Annotated in this window: 18 protein-coding genes; 8 read left to right on the top strand and 10 right to left on the bottom strand. The window is 59.7% G+C overall.

The window, feature by feature from the left end; all coding sequences use genetic code 11:
* Positions 1–51: 51 nt before the first annotated feature.
* From ACQZ2L_RS07960 to ACQZ2L_RS07945, 4 genes are all read right to left on the bottom strand, one after another.
* Positions 52–780 (bottom strand): AraC family transcriptional regulator, encoded by a 729-nt coding sequence (locus ACQZ2L_RS07960; RefSeq protein WP_430325549.1) that lies wholly within the window; start codon positions 778–780, stop codon positions 52–54.
* A gap of 297 nt (positions 781–1077) precedes the next feature.
* The gene (locus ACQZ2L_RS07955) at positions 1078–1326 is read right to left on the bottom strand and encodes a CsbD family protein (protein ID WP_430325548.1); all 249 of its coding nucleotides are present in this window, start codon (positions 1324–1326) and stop codon (positions 1078–1080) included.
* A 136-nt stretch (positions 1327–1462) separates the two neighbouring features.
* On the bottom strand, positions 1463–1771 hold the full coding sequence (locus ACQZ2L_RS07950) for a putative quinol monooxygenase (protein ID WP_430325547.1): 309 nt from the start codon (positions 1769–1771) through the stop codon (positions 1463–1465).
* 138 nt (positions 1772–1909) lie between these two features.
* Positions 1910–2146: a hypothetical protein gene (locus ACQZ2L_RS07945; protein ID WP_430325546.1), complete on the bottom strand. Its 237-nt coding sequence runs from the start codon at positions 2144–2146 to the stop codon at positions 1910–1912.
* Between the two features lie 154 nt (positions 2147–2300).
* Between ACQZ2L_RS07945 and ACQZ2L_RS07940 the strand changes: the two genes are divergently transcribed.
* A complete protein-coding gene (locus ACQZ2L_RS07940) occupies positions 2301–2564 on the top strand; it encodes a hypothetical protein (protein ID WP_430325545.1) in 264 nt (87 codons plus the stop codon).
* 79 nt (positions 2565–2643) lie between these two features.
* Here the strand turns inward: ACQZ2L_RS07940 and ACQZ2L_RS07935 are convergent, their stop codons facing one another.
* Entirely contained in the window at positions 2644–2901 is a 258-nt protein-coding gene (locus ACQZ2L_RS07935) for a hypothetical protein (protein WP_430325544.1), read from the bottom strand.
* 189 nt (positions 2902–3090) lie between these two features.
* On the opposite strand from ACQZ2L_RS07935, the gene ACQZ2L_RS07930 reads away from it, so the two are divergent.
* Positions 3091–3501, top strand: a complete 411-nt coding sequence (locus ACQZ2L_RS07930) for a YybH family protein (RefSeq protein WP_430325543.1) — start codon at positions 3091–3093, stop codon at positions 3499–3501.
* Positions 3502–3504: 3 nt separating this feature from the next.
* Here the strand turns inward: ACQZ2L_RS07930 and ACQZ2L_RS07925 are convergent, their stop codons facing one another.
* From ACQZ2L_RS07925 to treS, 3 genes are all read right to left on the bottom strand, one after another.
* Positions 3505–3975, bottom strand: coding sequence for a GNAT family N-acetyltransferase (locus ACQZ2L_RS07925; protein ID WP_430325542.1), 471 nt, complete (start codon positions 3973–3975; stop codon positions 3505–3507).
* Positions 3976–4052: 77 nt separating this feature from the next.
* A complete protein-coding gene (locus ACQZ2L_RS07920) occupies positions 4053–4280 on the bottom strand; it encodes a hypothetical protein (RefSeq protein ID WP_430325541.1) in 228 nt (75 codons plus the stop codon).
* 138 nt (positions 4281–4418) lie between these two features.
* The gene (treS, locus tag ACQZ2L_RS07915) at positions 4419–6482 is read right to left on the bottom strand and encodes a maltose alpha-D-glucosyltransferase (protein ID WP_430325540.1); all 2064 of its coding nucleotides are present in this window, start codon (positions 6480–6482) and stop codon (positions 4419–4421) included.
* 231 nt (positions 6483–6713) lie between these two features.
* On the opposite strand from treS, the gene ACQZ2L_RS07910 reads away from it, so the two are divergent.
* The 5 genes from ACQZ2L_RS07910 to ACQZ2L_RS07890 all read left to right on the top strand — a co-directional run bounded on the left by ACQZ2L_RS07910 (position 6714) and on the right by ACQZ2L_RS07890 (position 11951).
* Positions 6714–7760 (top strand): diguanylate cyclase, encoded by a 1047-nt coding sequence (locus ACQZ2L_RS07910; RefSeq protein WP_430325719.1) that lies wholly within the window; start codon positions 6714–6716, stop codon positions 7758–7760.
* A gap of 252 nt (positions 7761–8012) precedes the next feature.
* On the top strand, positions 8013–9422 hold the full coding sequence (locus ACQZ2L_RS07905; RefSeq protein WP_430325539.1) for a circularly permuted type 2 ATP-grasp protein: 1410 nt from the start codon (positions 8013–8015) through the stop codon (positions 9420–9422).
* Between the two features lie 3 nt (positions 9423–9425).
* Complete coding sequence (locus tag ACQZ2L_RS07900) at positions 9426–10376, top strand: alpha-E domain-containing protein (RefSeq protein ID WP_207074068.1); 951 nt, start codon at positions 9426–9428, stop codon at positions 10374–10376.
* Complete coding sequence (locus tag ACQZ2L_RS07895) at positions 10373–11152, top strand: transglutaminase family protein (RefSeq protein ID WP_430325538.1); 780 nt, start codon at positions 10373–10375, stop codon at positions 11150–11152. The genes ACQZ2L_RS07900 and ACQZ2L_RS07895 overlap by 4 nt, the downstream gene beginning before the upstream one ends.
* A 64-nt stretch (positions 11153–11216) precedes the next feature.
* Complete coding sequence (locus ACQZ2L_RS07890; protein WP_430325537.1) at positions 11217–11951, top strand: peptidase; 735 nt, start codon at positions 11217–11219, stop codon at positions 11949–11951.
* 42 nt (positions 11952–11993) lie between these two features.
* On the opposite strand, the gene dksA is transcribed toward ACQZ2L_RS07890, so the two are convergent.
* Together dksA and ACQZ2L_RS07880 are read right to left on the bottom strand one after the other, a co-directional pair.
* Positions 11994–12398 (bottom strand): RNA polymerase-binding protein DksA, encoded by a 405-nt coding sequence (gene dksA / locus ACQZ2L_RS07885; RefSeq protein WP_430325536.1) that lies wholly within the window; start codon positions 12396–12398, stop codon positions 11994–11996.
* Between the two features lie 19 nt (positions 12399–12417).
* Positions 12418–13764 carry a dihydroorotase gene (locus ACQZ2L_RS07880; RefSeq protein WP_430325535.1) on the bottom strand — a complete coding sequence of 449 codons (1347 nt, stop codon included), beginning with the start codon at positions 13762–13764 and terminating at the stop codon, positions 12418–12420.
* A 146-nt stretch (positions 13765–13910) separates the two neighbouring features.
* On the opposite strand from ACQZ2L_RS07880, the gene ACQZ2L_RS07875 reads away from it, so the two are divergent.
* Complete coding sequence (locus tag ACQZ2L_RS07875; protein ID WP_430325534.1) at positions 13911–14348, top strand: DUF4440 domain-containing protein; 438 nt, start codon at positions 13911–13913, stop codon at positions 14346–14348.
* Positions 14349–14358: the final 10 nt, after the last annotated feature.

Genomic DNA, 14358 nt, shown 5'->3' with positions numbered 1-14358 from the left:
GAAGTCTGGAGCAGCTGATGCGGTGCGTATTGTCGTTAACTGCGGGATTTTTTACCCAGGCTGTTGCTGCGCACGACGGTAGGCCGCCGGGGTCGTGGCTTTCAGGCGTTGCATGGTGCGTGTCAGCGATGCCTGGTCGCTGAAGCCCGCACGCAAGGCTATTTCAGCAATGGGCAAGGCAGTTCCACGTAACCATCGCTGTGCTTCCTGCAGACGCAACTCGGTCAACCAGGCTTGCGGGCTCATGTTGAACACTTGCCGGAATCGCTGATGCAGTTGGCTCACGCTCATATTGGCAAACCGAGCCATGGTTTCATTGTTCCAATGGGCTCCAGGATTGCTCCGAAGATGACCAATCAACCGCTCCATAGGGTCGTTAGAACAGGCAGTGTCCGGGCTCAACGAGGACAACAGCAAAGGCCCCAGCTGGCAGGTGGCGATGGACAGTTGGGCATTACCTATCAACTCGGCGAACTCGATGAGCCGACGCGTTGCGGGAGGAATCGGCACATAGATGTTTCGAGCCAGGCGCTCGATGTGGAGCGTTTCCAGCGTGGACGGCGCGCAATCCAGGACCAAAAAGCGGCTATCCATATCGCAGTGCTGCGAGTGCTCTGAGCCAGGTTCCACAAGTGCCGCCAGTGACTGATCGATGCAGCCGCCGCGGCCGTTTACGTCTATGTCCATTTGGCCGCGAATCGGCAGGACCAATTGCGCGTGGTCGTGGTGATGGTGAGGGGTTTCCCGCTCATAGCTGCGCACTTCAAGGCTTAGAAACATTACTGCACCTTCCGCTCCGGCAGGTTATCCGATGTGGGTGTTGCTGCCCTGCTCCACAGTCTTCAACACTGTTAGCGCGAGCGGCCTTGAAACTCACCGGATCATATCCCTTTTCCCCGTGGCCTGCTTTGCAGTGGAACAGCAGGGAGGTGCGAAAACAATTGAGCCTCCAGCTAATCAGACGGAGGCCCAAAAGTAGTACAGATTGTGTTTGATGCTGGAGCTCGCGGAAGCTCAAGCAGTGCCTCTCGCATTCAACGGCTAACCGGGAGAATTACCAGAGGTTCCTGCCTGGATTCAGCGGCGCAGCACCCGATCCAGGACCAGCAGCGCGATCGCGCCAATAGCCATCGCAGTCACTGGCTTCTCTTTGACGAAGGAAGACACGCTGTTCATTGCATCGCCGTAGGCCTGGGTCACTTGACCGCATGCCTGGCGGCCCGCACCTTCTGCCTCGAGGCTGGAATCACCAAACAGTTTCCCGACAGCGCTCTGGGCTTTACCGGCAACTTGTTCTACTACGCCTTCAACCTGTTCACTCTTCATGTTCGTCAAACCTTCGTGTGTCAGTGGGGAGGCTCAGGGTCTGCCTGAGCCGGTAGATAGCTGCACAAGGTTAGGGTGACAGGCGTGATGAATAGTTCAACATTGATGCGCGTCGGTCATATCGCGAAACGACTGGCTACGCCGACACTTGCTCAAGGAAGATCAGTTGCAATGGCTCAGCCAGCAGATCATCCGCGATGCCAGCAAAGTGCTGGAAATACGGCATGGCGAAGTGCGCATTGAGCGCGGCTTGATCTGCGAAGGCTTCGCGCATGTAGAACGTGCCACGCTCATCACGCAGCTCGAACAATACGTAGTCCAGGTTGCCGGGCTCGGCACGGGTCGGCTCGACCAACGCCAGCAGCGCATCCTTCAGTGCTTGCTGTTTACCAGGCTTGGCCTTGAGTACGGCAATCGATACTAATGTTTTAGTTGACGCATCCATCATTGACTCTCCACAAGCTGGGTCCGGACGAGGACCAACCTCGACCGTGACGACCATCTTCGCGACCCTGACAGATGAGAAAAACCCTCGAAACTGGACAACACTTTCGGCGCAGGCTTGAAAATGCACCACCTGGCGTCAACCCTCGGGCAAGCTGACGCCGCAGATGAAATCGGTGGAACCGATGCGGTGTGAGCCAAACTCCACGACGTAGCTGTCGCCCCGGCGTTCGGCCTCTATCCTGGCGGCATTCTGGTCGGCATAGACGTCGACCAGATGCCACGGATGACGGTCACGCAGCACGCCCCAACCCAACACCCAGCCTGGCCTTGCAGGGTCTGCCGGCAAGTTCTTTATCAAGCTGCGAACACTCATCGTCTGCTCCCAAGCTACTTCGTGTTGCCACGCTACTACGGTTTCGGATGGTAAGGCACACGCGTTAAAGAATTTTCACTTCATGGAGGCTCAAGCGAGGCTGATCTACAGTCGACTGGTAACTCTTTTTCCAGGCAGTCGAGGATGTGCAGACATGTTTAAAAGAACCGTTGCCGCAGCCATCATTGCGTTCGCCTTGTCCACTACCGTGTCCGTCGCTCAAGCAGAAGGAGAGCTTGGCAAAGGCATTCGGCATGATGTGCGCGAGGTCGACAAAGGCGCAGATCACGACGCCAAAGAACTCGATAGAGGTGCCAAGCATGATGGCAAGGAAATCGATAAAGGGCTGGATCACGCCAACAAAGAGCGCCACAAGGAAGGCAAACATATCGACAAGGAAGTTAAAAAACACCTTTGACTAAGCACTAGCCCAAGGCACCCTCTGCACCTGTACTGCCCTTCAGGTGCAGCGGGTTGTTGGCGTTTAACCGCCGGCGCTAGCCGCGCAGCTGTTCGAGGCGAGCGCGACCGGCTTCGGTAATGGCGTTCTCTCCTTCATCACTGATGCGATAACGACCAGAAGCCATTTTGGCGATCGAGAACCTCACCAGATCACTGTTGGCCAACGCTTCGCCAACTTCATAACTCATGGCGCGCTCCAGGTCGAAAATCCTGATCGCCCCAATTTTATAACGGGCAAAGGCGATCAGCGCGTCATCAATCGCCGCTTGGTTTACTGCTTGAACACGTTGCATGCTGACATCCTAGTTCTTGATTGGCCCGATCCGTGGGCAGGCAGACAACGGACCGTGGCAGTTCGTCGAATGCGCAACGCTACTATGTACCTGCCAGAACGGGTACTGGCTTTGCATCCATGCTGGATGATTGGACAGGCGCATGGGAGGGTTCGAAAATAGCTGCCAAGTCACTACAGGAGCGCTGCAATGGATGCACTTACCCGAACGCTGAAAGCGACAATCGAGGCTGCTGATCGCGCGATCACCGCCGAAGACTTCGACGCATTGATGGAGTTTTATGCCGATGACGCAGCGCTGGTGGTCAAACCGGGTTTGACGGTCACCGGCAAAGACAGCATCCGCCGCGCATTTGTCGCTATTGCGGAGCACTTCAATCACAGCATTGTTGTCACGCAGGGCGAGATGCAGGTCATTCAAGGCGCTGATGTTGCCCTCGTCGTCATGGAAACGTTATTGCAGGCCACTGACAAGGCAGGTGACAAAACCGAGATTTCGCGCAGAGCAACCTACGTATTTAGATTCATCGCGGACCAATGGCTATGCGCCGTCGACAACTCCTATGGCACGACACTGCTGGACAGCGGCGTCGAGCCGTAGGAATCAATTCAGGGGCGCCGGCAACTGTGTATCAGCCTGCTGCCGGCACTTCTCCATGCGAATGTCGCCCTCAGGTAACTGCTCCACGCAGCGCCATCCGAGCTTGCGATAGAAACCGCTGGCGCGACTGGCCTCCGCCGTTTCCAGCCATATCGTCTCATGCTGCTGGAACAGGAAGCTTTCTACGCGTTCCATAAGGCATCGACCCAGGCCCTGCCCTTCGAACTGGGGCAGTACAAATGCCGCGAACACACAAGCATCCTCGCTATCAGCCATTGAAAAGCCAGCCGGGGCACCGTCGACCTCAGCGATCCAGATACACGGCGCCTCGACAAGTGCTTGCTCAATGGCTTCGGGCGTAATGCCCATCTGCGTCAGTTGCTCACGCGACAGATGATTTTCCCGGACGCTTGTGCGGATGTGAAAAATTGCATCGATATCAGCTGTTTTGGCCAGCCTGATTGTTATCTGCATGACGAGTCCCTTCAGCTACTTTCAAGCGCTGGGACCTCATAGCGCCAGCGGAAGGTCCTTTTACCAGCTGCCGCGCATTAGATCACTACGTTGACTTCAGATATGCCGAGCAAAACCGCCTGTTCCAGAACTTCTGCAGGAGTCGCATCGGAGTCAGGCATGACCAGACTGTTCTCGCCATCGCCATGGTGCAACATGATCAGGTGCAACGCGGCGTCGTGGGTGGCGAGGTTGTCTTGCTTGAGCTCGAGCTGGTGAGTGCGGCGCTCGCCGTTGAAGAGGTATTCCACGGTAAAGTTATGCATGGTCAGGTTCTCATGTGGTGGACTAGACCTTTATCCTGACCTAGAAGACAGCTTTTTGGTTCGATTGCCTTTTAGCCACGCTCAGGGAAACCAGACCAGCGCGGTCGCTGGGCTGGTATCACAGAACGAGACCGGTCCTCAGAAATGCCCGCTGCTGTTGACGATCCGCAGCGACAGCGCTTCGTAAGGTTCCAGATTGATCATCAAACGCCCGTCCTCGCTGAGGTCGCCCTCGACCGTTTCATTGATCATGTCGACCACGGTCCCCGGAGTGAAGCCAGCCAGTGTCAGTTCCTCGCTGATAACTTCAGCACTGAAATTGAGCGCGCTGATCTGGATACCCTTGCCGGCAGGCAGTTCATGCACCATGACCAGCAAGCCAGAGCTGCTGACTTCCGGCACCAGAATCTGCTTGCTGCTGGCGATGCCATAGGCCTGACGCACAGCGAGGATCTTTTTCACCATGCTGGCAAACGAATCGCTGCGTTGCAGCTGGCTGTCGAGGCTGCCATACAGGTCGCGGGCCTTGGGGATGCCACGTACGGATGCTTGCTCTTCAGGCGCCAGACCCGCCAAGTCATAGCCACCGCGGTGGATCCAGCGCGTATCGCCATCGAGCATGCGCTCGGCGACCGCTTCGGCCGGCAGCGGCAGTGCGCCGACCATGTCCCAGCCAGACAGCGCAAACACCCCAGGTTGCATGGCGTTGTACATCACCAGCAACAGGTGGATCTTCTGGATCTGGGCGATATCGTCCTCGGTGATCAGTTCCAGATCACGAATCCCCAGCGTGGCAGTGATCAGACTCGCGGTGGTGCAGGAGATGCCGTTGGTGACGAAACGCAGGTTGTACGGCGCATGCTCGCCAGACAGGCGCTCATGCATCTCTTCACGGATATGCTCGCGCAGGATGCTGCCGGGGATGGTCTGGCCCTTGTACATGAACATATCATGGGCATGCAGGGTCCAGAAATGCACCAGTTCGGTGGTCAACTCGTCATGGTTCTGCAGGGCATGGATCAGCGAGGCAGGGTCGATCTTGAACGCATGCATCTGCTGTAGCATCAGGCGCAGGAACTCGGTATCGCCGGTCAGCAACGCGTGCTGGTAGGCCGGCCGAGTGACGAAGTCATAAGACAGGTCGGCACCGCCCTTGGACATCTGGGCGATGTCATCCAGGGTCAGGTTCAGTTCCTGGAAGCTGAAGCCGCCGGCCTTGCGGATCATCCCGCCGAGGATCTGGTTACCGGTGATCGACAGCGGATGGCTCTCGGACCAGGCCGGGCCTTCGGCGCGGGCTTCAACGCCGAGGAAGCCGTTGGCGTCCAGGCGGATACCGCGCGCGCCATGGCAGTCGAGGGCATACAACGCGTCACCGAGGATCATCTGCTGGGCCGTGAACGAAGGATCGAGCCAGTTCAGCGACGGCTGCCCTTCCTTGAAATAATGCAGATATACCCAGCGCCGTTCGATGCCGTCGACGCCGGTTATCGGTGGTGTTGCGCTCCAATCAGTGTCCTTGACCCCCGGCTCGAAGAAGATCACCCGTTGCAACTGGCCGACAATGTAATGCCGCGCCTTCAACTCGTCGCAGACCGCCGGCGCCAGGTTGACCGCGTCACGGCCCGCAGGCACGTCAGGCAGCAGGTGCCAGTCTTCCTGGCGAATCTCGACCATGTGATACAGACCTGGGTACAAGCCATAGGCCCGCTCGGCCAGCCGGAAGTCCGCACCCTTGCCGGTGTGCGCAGGGATCAGGTCATCGATGGTCACTGCGTTGTGCGCAGCGGCGATCCTGCTCATGCGCACCAATTCTTCTTCGGTACCGAACAGCGGGTCGACGTCAAAACTGATGCGGTCGAAGTTGCCGTCCACGCTTGGCGTGAACTCAGTGCCGCTGATGCCGCCGGCCTGCTTGATCGGGCCGGTGTGAATGCCCTGAATACCGATTTCGGACAATTGCTTCCAGAGCACTTCATGGCCCAGCGCCTGAAGCACCGAAGACCCTTCAGGCGAGACGATCGCGTCGGGGTAAACCGTCAACCACACCGAGGATATTTCAATCGCCCGGCGCGGCTGCGACTCGGCGTAGGCGTTCATCCACAGCCGCGACTGGCCGCCATAGAGCTTGGCTCGGTCCTGGGAAATCTTGAGCATGGAACGCGCTTCGAGCCATTTAATGTACTCGTCCTGATCTGTCATAAGCTCCCCACAAGGCAAAAGTGAATGTACGCAGGCTTTAGGGTATGACGCATGGCAGCAATGAACGTTCGCCTGGGGCGCTTTGCGCGGCGCTGGCGCAATGACACAATGCCGCACCCGTATCCAGAGCTGCGGCCTCACGCCATGAACGCCCCCGACCTTCGCCCCGAGATTACCGAGCACGTCAGGACTGACCGGCTCAAGCAGCTGTTCGTGCAATCGGCGCCGGCAGTGCTGGGCAGCTACCTGGCGGCAGCAATGCTGTGCTGGATGGGCTGGGAGCGTTTCGACCACCAGGCGGTGATCACCTGGATGACCGTACTCACCCTCACCACGCTGCTGCGTGCCGTGATGTTCATCCTCTACCGCCGCGCCGTGCCCAGCCAGCGCTCGCTGCAACAGTGGGAACGACGCTACTGGCTCACCCTGGTGCTGTCGGCAGGCACCTGGGGCGTGGGCGCACTTGCCGTGATGCCGGTCGGTGATCTGGTCGGGCAGACGCTGATCATTCTGTTCGCGGTGGGCATGTCGGTCAGCGCGGTGTCGTGCTATTCGTCGTTCAGAAACATGACCCTGGTGTCCATTGCCCTGGTGCTGCTGCCCAGCACCTGCTGGTTGTTGCTGCAGCCTTCTGCCTTGCAACAAGGCGTTGCCCTGGCGGTGATGGTCTTCGCGTTCTTTGTCGTCAGTGCCACCCGCAGCCTGTCGTCGGCGCTGGAGACCGCCTGGCGCCTGAAGCATGAGATGGAGCACGCGCACCGCTTAGCTATCGTTGCCTCCTGCACCGACGGGCTGACCGGCTTGAACAATCGCCGGGCATTCTTCGATCATGCCTCGGCTCAGCATGCCCTGTGCGAGCGGCAAAGCGGGCTGGTCGCTGTGTTGATGCTGGACGTCGACCACTTCAAGCAGATCAACGACACCTTCGGCCATGCCGCCGGTGATCGGGTCCTGCAACGCATCGGCACGGTCATCAGCGCCTGCCTGCGCGACGGCGATATTGCCGGCAGGCTCGGCGGTGAAGAATTCGCCCTGTTGCTGCCCAACACGCCCCAGGCCGAGGCCGTCGAGATTGCCGAGCACCTACGGGAATTGATCGCCCAACTCAAGATGAGCAGCGAGCACGGTGTGACGGCAAGCATCGGTCTGGTCTATGCCACAACTGCCGACAGTGATCTTGATGCGTTACTGGTTTGCGCTGACAAGGCCATGTACCGCGCCAAAGCCTCAGGCCGCAACCGGATTGAACTGGTCCAGCACGCCCACACCACCGCCTGAGCGCCCCCGTTTGGGGCAACTTTGGCAAGGCCTGCCAATGTGCACCTGTTTGATGCGCCAAGCCCTCCCGCCGTTGACGTGGATTGAGCGTAAAAGCCTGCACTGCGTCGTCTTTCTGATGCTAAATAGCGCTGAATCGCAATTTTTGCATCAATTCGAGACTTCCCCACACCGCCCTGCCCGTTTCGGCACCTTCATTGCAACGCTGATCCGGTATGCGACAACGCTGCTGATGTGTAGCAAGGAGTGGGTATGTCCCGGGCTTTTTTCGATGAAATGTATGAGGCAAACGGAAGTTGCCGCTCCCACTACCAGGCTTTTTCGCGCTGGTTGGCCAATACACCGCTGGAATTGCTGGAGCAACGTCGACGTGAGGCCGACCTGCTGTTCCATCGCGCTGGCATCACCTTCACCCTTTACGGTGACGCGCAGGACACCGAGCGCCTGATCCCCTTCGACATCATTCCGCGCAGCATCCGTGCTAGCGAATGGCGGATTGTCGAGCGCGGCTGTATTCAGCGGGTGCAGGCGCTGAATCTGTTTCTGCACGACATCTACCACGACCAGCGCATCCTCAAGGCCGGCATCATCCCGCCCGAACAGGTACTGGCCAACGAAGGCTATCAAGTCGCGATGCAGGGCCTGAACCTGCACCGCGGGCTATACGCGCATATCGCCGGCGTCGACCTGGTGCGCGACAGTGATGGCAGTTATTACGTGCTGGAAGACAACTTGCGCACCCCGAGCGGCGTCAGCTACATGCTCGAAGACCGCAAGATGATGATGCGCTTGTTCCCCGAGCTGTTCGCCGCGCAGCGCATCGCGCCGATCGATCACTACCCGAACATGCTGCTCGATACGCTCAAGAGCGCCAGCCCGCTGGACAACCCGACCGCCGTGGTGCTCACCCCCGGGCGATTCAACAGCGCCTATTTCGAGCATGCGTTTCTCGCCCGCGAGATGGGCATCGAGCTGGTCGAAGGCGCCGACCTGTTCGTGCGGGACGAGCATCTGTACATGCGCACCACCGCCGGGCCGCAGCGGGTCGACGTAATTTACCGACGCCTGGATGACGCTTACCTCGACCCGCTCTCTTTCAACCCGGACTCGACCCTCGGCGTGCCCGGCCTGATCTCGGTGTACCGCGCCGGCAATGTGGTACTGGCCAACGCCGTGGGTACCGGCGTGGCCGACGACAAGTCGATCTACCCCTATGTGGGCGACATGATCCGCTTCTACCTCAGCGAAGAGCCCATCCTCAAGAACGTCCCCACCTGGCAATGCCGCAAGCCTGCCGACCTGTCCCACGTGCTGGCCAACCTGCCCGAGCTGGTGGTCAAGGAGACCCAAGGCTCCGGCGGTTACGGCATGTTGGTCGGGCCGGCGGCAACGGCAGCGCAGATCGAAGACTTCCGCGCGCGCATCAAAGCCCGCCCGCACGCGTACATCGCCCAGCCGACCCTGTGCCTGTCGACCTGCCCGACCTTCATCGAACAAGGCATTGCCCCGCGCCATATCGACCTGCGCCCGTTCGTGTTGTCTGGCAGCGAGACCCGCCTGGTGCCTGGCGGCCTGACCCGCGTGGCATTGCAGGAAGGCTCGCTGGTGGTGAACTCGTCGCAGGGCGGCGGGACCAAGGACACCTGGGTGGTGGAGGACTGACCGATGCTCTCAAGAACCGCTTCCGATCTGTACTGGATGTCGCGCTACCTGGAGCGCGCCGAAAACCTCGCGCGCATGCTCGAAGTCAGCTATTCGCTGTCGTTGATGCCGCAGGCTGGCCGCTCCGATGGGCATGCTGAACTGGCCATGTCGCTGCTGGCCTCGGGCACCCTGGACGACTATCTGCGCAAGCACAACGAGCTCGACTCCGAGCGCATGCTGCACTTCTTCGCCCTCGATGCGGAAAACCCCAGCAGCATCTATTGCTGCCTGCAGGCAGCGCGGACCAATGCCCACGCCGTGCGCGGACGCATCACCGCTGACATGTGGGAAAACATCAACGCGACCTGGATCGAAATGCGCAACATCGCCAGCAACGGCCTTGGCCGCTATGGCATCAGCCAGTTCTGTGACTGGGTCAAGGAGCGCTCGCACCTGTTCCGTGGTGCCACCTCCGGCACCATCATGCGCAACGATGCTTACAGCTTCATCCGCCTGGGGACCTTTCTCGAGCGTGCCGACAACACCCTGCGCCTGCTCGATGCGCGCTATGAAATGTTCGGCGAAACCTCCGAAGAAGTCAGCGACGACTCGGCCCGCGGCTATTACCAGTGGAGCGCCCTGCTGCGCGCCCTGACCTCTTATGAGGCGTTCAACGAGATCTACCGCAACGCCCCCAGCGCGCGGCCGGTGTCGGAGCTCTTGTTGCTACGGGTCGATGTACCGCGCTCGCTGCATTCCTGTATTGACGAGCTGGACCAGATCCTCGCCGGCCTGCCCGGCAACACCGGTCGCGCCGCCCAGCGCATGGCCGCCGAGCTCAATGCGCGCCTGCGCTACACCGGCATCGACGAAATCCTCGACGCTGGCCTGCACCTGTGGCTGACCGACTTCATCGGCCGCATCCACCAGCTGGGCCAAAGCGTGCACAATTCCTACCTGGAGGTCGTATGAAACTGTCTATCCGTCACGACACCACCTACAGCTACGCCAGCGATGTCAGCAACAGCATCCAGCTGCTGCGCCTGACCCCGCGCAGCAGCGAGCGCCAGCGTATCCTCGACTGGCAGCTGGAGCTGCCGCGCAAGGTCAACAGCCAAATCGACCCTTACGGCAACATCCTGCATGTGCTGACCTTGGACAAACCCCACGGCCATCTGGCCTTGACCGCCAGCGGCCAGGTCGAAATCGACTCCGAATGCGAGCACGAGGCCGGCGAGCAGTCGCCCCTGCCATTTCTGCGCACCAGCCACCTGACCCAGGCCGATGACACGCTCAAGGCCTTTGCCCGCCAGCACTGCGGCGAACACCGTGACCGCGCCGCCCTGACCGCACTGATGCAGGGTCTGGCCGACCAGATGCCGTACAGCCCGGGAACAACCTCGGTAGTCACCACCGCCATCGAAGCCTTCAACGGCGGTGCCGGGGTGTGTCAGGACCACACCCACGCTTTTCTCGCCTGCGCCCGCAGTTTGGGCATACCGGCGCGCTATGTGTCCGGCTATCTGTGCACCGAGGACGAAACCCACCTGGCCAGCCACGCCTGGGCCGAAGCCTGGATCGATGACGCCTGGTACAGCTTCGATGTGACCAACCGCATCACCCGGCCAGAGCGTCACTTGAAGCTGGCAATCGGCCTCGACTACCTGGATGCGTGCCCGGTCCGCGGTGTACGTCGCGGTGGCGGCACCGAATCGATGCAGGCCAGCGTTCACGTCCATCGCCAATAGCGGTCAAGCCCCGTCATGTTCGCTACGACGGGGCCTTCATTACTCACAGCACAAGGTAACCAGCATGACCTATTGCGTCGCCATGCACGTGGCAGACGGACTGGTGTTCATCTGCGACTCACGCACCAACGCAGGCATCGACCAGATCTCCACCTTTCGCAAATTGTTCGTCTTCAGCTCGCCAGGTGAACGCCTGATCGTGTTGCAGACTGCAGGCAACCTGGCCACCTCACAGTCGGTGGTCAGCCTGCTCGAACAGCGCAGCCGCGGCAGCGGCACCCACCTGCTGAATGTCACTTCGCTGTACGACGCCACGGTGCTGGTCGCCGATACGCTGCGCGAAGTCATGAGCCGCGACCGCAGCAAGCTGACGGCGCAGATCGACCTGAGCTGCACGATCATGGTCGGCGGCCAGATCGCCGGCGCCGAAATGGGCATCTACAACGTCTACGCCCAGGGCAACTTCTTCCAGGCCACCCAGGACACGCCGTTTCTGCAGCTTGGCGAGAGCAAGTACGGCCGGCCGATCCTGGACCGTAACCTGACCTACGACACGCCTTTGGATGAGGCGCTGCGCTGTGGTTTGATTTCGTTCGACTCGACCATCCGTAGCAATCTGTCCGTAGGCATGCCGTTGGATCTGCTGGTGTATGCCAAGGACAGCTTTACCGCCAAGGCACCGGTGCGTATTCACCAGGATGATCCGTACTACAGCCATATTCGCCGGCAATGGAGCGATGGTCTGAAGAATCTGCTGGCCGACCTGCAGCCGCCGCCGCGTGAGCTGATGGACAAATGATGCTGAGCGCGCTCCCGGCGTGCGCAGCCCACTTAGCTCGGTTCAACTTTCACGCATATGCTGCTCCAGTCTCTCCTGTCGCTCTTTGGCTTCAATGCACAGTGTTGCGGTACTGCGCAGCAGCAAGCGTCTCAAGCCTATCGGCTCGCCAGTTTCCCGGCACCAGCCGTACTCCCCTCTGGCCACCCTTTCCAGAGCCTCATCGATCTTGTCCAGCAGCTTCTTCTCGCGCTCCAACAAGCGCAGTTGCCAATGCCGCTGCTCTTCAAGCGTGCCCAAGTCAGAGGGGTCGCTGCTGGGTTCGAACTCGCGCATCAATTGCATCTCAGCATCGATCCGTTGCTGCAACTGGCCACGTTGTGCCAGCAGCAAGCAGCGGAAAAACTCGAGTTGGGCCGCGTCCATGTAGCATGCGTCGGGCATGTCGAGCAGTTGCTCTTCGGTCATTTGCTGTTCTCCTCAAGCGTCATTGGCGGGCGTTGCCGAACGCCAGGGGAAGCCCCTGACACTGGTTGTTCAGTTGGCCGTCGTGCCAGGCAAGCTGGCCGGAAACGACGGTGGTGACAACCCGATGGCGCATAGACCTGTTTTGAAACGGCGTCCATTGGCAGTGCGCCAGAATTGGTTCGCTTTCGACTGGGCGTGGTTGGTCGAGGCGCTCGACAAGCGCCAGATCCGCCCAGTAACCCTCGCGCAGGTAGCCGCGTTCCGAGATGGCGAACAGATCGGCAACGGCGTGGCTGGTTTTGCGCACCAGTTGAGTGATGGGCAGGATGCCCTCCTCGACCAGTTCGAACAGCGCAGGCATGGCGTGTTGTACCAGCGGCAATCCAGCCGGGGCCAAAGCATAGTCCCGCTGTTTTTCGGCCAGCGTGTGCGGCGCATGGTCGGTGCCGATCACATCGATACGGTCGCACAGCAATGCCTTGCGCAGGGCATCACGGTCCGCTGTGGATTTGATCGCCGGGTTACATTTGATCAGATGACCCAGTCCTGCGTAATCGCGGTCGTCGAACAGCAAATGATGCACGCAGACCTCGGCGGTAATCAGCTTGCCGGCCACCGGGCCTTCGGTAAACAGGCTGAGTTCGTCCGCAGTGGTCAGGTGCAGCACATGCAGCCTGGTGCCCCACTTTTTCGCGAGTTCCACTGCCAGGCTGGATGAGCGCAGACACGCTCGCGCATCGCGTATCAACGGGTGCATCGCTGCCGGAATGCAGTCACCGAACAACTGTCGATAGCGTGCCTCATTGGCGAGAATGGTTGGAGTATGCTCGCAGTGGGCCAACAGGATTGTCGGCACTGTGGCAAACAGTTGCTCCAGAATCTTCGGATCGTCTACCAGCATGTCACCGGTAGACGCGCCCATGAATACCTTCACCCCCGCAACTTGCCGTGGATCAAGCGCGGCGACAACATCGAGGTTGTCTTTGCTGACGCCAAAATGAAAGCCGTAGTTGGCCACAGACGACGCCGCTGCTCGGGCCTTCTTGTTGCTTAGCGCTGCAAGATCGAGCGTCGCAGGGCTGGTGTTGGGCATGTCCATGAAGCTGGTGATGCCGCCTGCGACCGCTGCGCGGGACTCGCTGGCAATCGAGCCTTTGTGCATAGCGCCGGGCTCTCGAAAATGCACCTGGTCATCGATCATGCCGGGGACAAGCCACTGCCCGTTGGCGTCGATCTCAGCCGCTGCGCTGATGCCGTCGATACTGCCGGCGATTTTGCTTATGCGACCGTGGGTAACAAGCATGTCAGCGTCGAAAACGGCGCCTTCATTCACCAGCCGGGCATTTCTGATGACGATACTGCTCATGAGCTGATGCCACTGCACAGTCCTGGAGGAAAAGAATCGAACATATCGAATCTGGGGATGAAGCCGAGCATGTGAGAGGCCCTGATCACAGTTAAGTGTTATAACATAACATTATCAGGTGATTTTCAGAAACTACAGGTGATGACATGCGCCAACTCGATACCCTGCATGCAGGCTCAGATCCGTATGCCGACAGTGAACTGGCCTGCCTGGCTGGAGCCAAGGCAGCGCTGTACCAATGGGCAGTGACCGTCGCCAGGCGCGATGTCGATCAGGTGCTACAGCTGTACGCGGCTGACGCGATTCTGGTCCCTACCCTGTCCAACCAGGTGCGTGACTGTGACGACAGTCGGCGAAGCTACTTCGAGAATTTCCTGGCCAATGAGGGCCTGGTCTGTGACATCCAGGTGTTCAAAAAGCGCGTCAGCCGCAAGCTGGGGACGGTGGTGGTCGGCGGGCTGTATACGTTCGTCTTCCGCGAAAACGGCGGGCAGCGTGTAGTCCCTGCGCGGTTTCTGTTCACCTTTGAACAGATCGACGGGCAGTGGCTGATTACCGGCCATCATTCGTCAATTGAAGCCTGACCACCGTCTG

The sequence above is a fragment of the Pseudomonas shirazensis genome (genome assembly GCF_050496565.1).
GTDB classification, from domain to species: Bacteria; Pseudomonadota; Gammaproteobacteria; order Pseudomonadales; family Pseudomonadaceae; genus Aquipseudomonas; species Aquipseudomonas shirazensis_A.
Note: the sequence above shows the minus strand (reverse complement) of the source record. Positions and strands in the feature narration are given on the sequence as shown.